Source organism: Leucothrix pacifica (genome assembly GCF_003172875.1).
In the GTDB taxonomy this organism is placed as follows: Bacteria; Pseudomonadota; Gammaproteobacteria; order Thiotrichales; family Thiotrichaceae; genus Leucothrix; species Leucothrix pacifica.
In genome coordinates this window covers 1-1965 of record NZ_QGKM01000119.1, presented here as the reverse complement: position 1 = coordinate 1965, position 1965 = coordinate 1, and the positions used below count along the sequence as shown (strand labels likewise).

The 1965-nt window shown below is 41.8% G+C and carries 4 protein-coding genes and 1 pseudogene; 1 reads left to right on the top strand and 4 read right to left on the bottom strand.

What is annotated here, in order from left to right:
• Positions 1-34 precede the first annotated feature (34 nt).
• Positions 35-304, top strand: a pseudogene (locus DKW60_RS22825) (ATP-binding protein); the annotation flags it as partial.
• Between the two features lie 10 nt (positions 305-314).
• Here the strand turns inward: DKW60_RS22825 and DKW60_RS22820 are convergent.
• From DKW60_RS22820 to DKW60_RS22810, 4 genes are all read right to left on the bottom strand, one after another.
• Entirely contained in the window at positions 315-782 is a 468-nt protein-coding gene (locus DKW60_RS22820; RefSeq protein WP_109839961.1) for a Uma2 family endonuclease, read from the bottom strand.
• A 99-nt stretch (positions 783-881) separates the two neighbouring features.
• Complete coding sequence (locus DKW60_RS22815) at positions 882-1250, bottom strand: HVO_A0114 family putative DNA-binding protein (RefSeq protein ID WP_109839960.1); 369 nt, start codon at positions 1248-1250, stop codon at positions 882-884.
• Positions 1247-1513, bottom strand: coding sequence for a toxin-antitoxin system TumE family protein (locus DKW60_RS24770; protein ID WP_484170951.1), 267 nt, complete (start codon positions 1511-1513; stop codon positions 1247-1249). Before DKW60_RS24770 ends, DKW60_RS22815 begins: the two co-directional genes overlap by 4 nt.
• A complete protein-coding gene (locus tag DKW60_RS22810; protein ID WP_109839959.1) occupies positions 1446-1835 on the bottom strand; it encodes a hypothetical protein in 390 nt (129 codons plus the stop codon). Before DKW60_RS22810 ends, DKW60_RS24770 begins: the two co-directional genes overlap by 68 nt.
• Positions 1836-1965: the final 130 nt, after the last annotated feature.

Genomic DNA, 1965 nt, shown 5'->3' with positions numbered 1-1965 from the left:
CTACTTTCAATCATAACTCTATACACCAGCCGGTGGCACAGTCACCATTCAGGTGAGTAATGAACCTAACTTGCAGGTGAGATTAGCGATTCAGGATACTGGCCAAGGCATTGCACCGGAGGATCTACCTTATGTGTTTGAGCCTTATTTTCGGGCGACCAATGGTGCGCAGGCTTATCATGAAGGTAAGGGGTTGGGACTGGCGATTGCGGCTAAGTTATTAGCACTGCATGAGTCGGAATTGACGGTGAGTAGTGAGCTTGGGAAAGGGGCGCGGTTTGAGTTTTTGTTGCCGGCATCTTGAGGCATGGCTATTAAACCGGATTTACTCGCTCAACAAATGACGATTTTTCAACCTCGCCCTGAGCTTTATAAATTACTGTTTTCCCACTATCACTCACAATCCAAACCTCTTTCGCACCTTTAGCAAGATACAACAGGACTTTATCCTGCATTTCCTTAACACTGTTGGATGGTGATAAAATTTCTACACAAATCTCAGGAGCTGTAGCATAAGGAGTTGACTCACCATGCTCATCAACAAACGCATCACTACACCAAGCTACATCTGCCACTTTAACGCCTTTGGGTGTATCAACGGAGCATTCTGTAATCACTCGTCCACTATTTAACTGAGAACGTAACAACCAAACCAGTTCACTTTGCAGAAATCCATGGCGATTAGAAGCTGGTGACATGACGATGTGCCCTCTTTCATTGAGTTCTATTTTATAGGGCAGATTTTTAAGTGATTCATCCGCCAATACTTCTGACCACAACATGTTTTTAACTCCGTTGGTTGCTTGTCTCAGCGCGAGCTGGTAGTTGGAATTGTAACATGGATTCATCAAACTCGTTTTACAGCTATTGGGCGTAACAATTTAGTAAGCAGCTGTATTTAAGCCAAATTTAACTTCAAAGTCTGTTGCCTGAACAGTAGGCACTACCTTACCGCTCTCTTTAGTTAAAGAGACAATTCCGTAGTTCTCGAGCGTTTTCAACGTTCTTGATAAGTTAGATTTTTTTCGATGGCTTATTTGTTCAAGTTCCGTTAAAGATTGAGGCTTTCTCTCAACAATCAATTTTAGCAACTCTTGGTTTTCGTTACTCAGCACCTGAGATAAAGACTTGATTGATTCAAACCATACCTTGGGTTCACTGGGCTTTGGTTTATATACGCCTCTTGCGATGGCGATTGTTCTATTTTTATAGTCTTCCCGTGACATAATACCAACATTCATTACTTTCATAAGTCACCTTTTTCTTCAAGAATGATTCTTTCTACATCAGTCCAAAAATCTTCCAATAGCTGAGCTGCGCTTTCAAATTCGTAAGGCTCCACTATTTTCCTTTCGTGGCGATTATCCCAAACTACCCTTCTTGCACCGTACTTCTTTCTTTTTGGTTTTATAGCATGAGCATTATCATAGCCTAAAACCCTGATATTACTTCGATCGAATAATAATACTGTAGGCTTTGGGAAATGTGCCTCCGGCCACCCAATTCGTATCACACCCGTCAGTACCAAAACCAATTTCACGGCCTCCCATAAAAGCAGATAGCACCGCCGAGTAAAGCATCTCTTTCTCACCATTCGCCATATTAATCACGATATAACGAGTAGCATCTCCTCCGAGACCACCAGTGCAAGAATCCGTATTACTATGACTATTCTCAAGGTGGATTTTTAAGAAACCATCACGCACATCAATATCTTGAATCAAACCGCCGTTATCGACCCACATGCCTGCAAAGGCTTGACCTGATGCGATTAAACCTGCACTCAGCAGTACCGCTGTAGCGGTAAATTTCTTTAACGAAAAACTGTTTTTCATGTGTTATGTCCTCTTTCTGTTTAACTAGTTTTTTGATATGTAGTCTGTGGAACGCCGCCCACTTTAAAGCGGTGTAGAGAAATAAGTAGCGATGATCAAATAGATATAAAAGCTCTGTACACGACAAAAA

Excerpts from the sequence above, each read along its gene's own strand:
- DKW60_RS22810 (WP_109839959.1), bottom strand. The coding sequence starts at position 1,835 with ATGAAAAACAGTTTTTCGTTAAAGAAATTTACCGCTACAGCGGTACTG.
- DKW60_RS22820 (WP_109839961.1), bottom strand. The coding sequence starts at position 782 with ATGTTGTGGTCAGAAGTATTGGCGGATGAATCACTTAAAAATCTGCCC.
- DKW60_RS22815 (WP_109839960.1), bottom strand. The coding sequence starts at position 1,250 with ATGAAAGTAATGAATGTTGGTATTATGTCACGGGAAGACTATAAAAAT.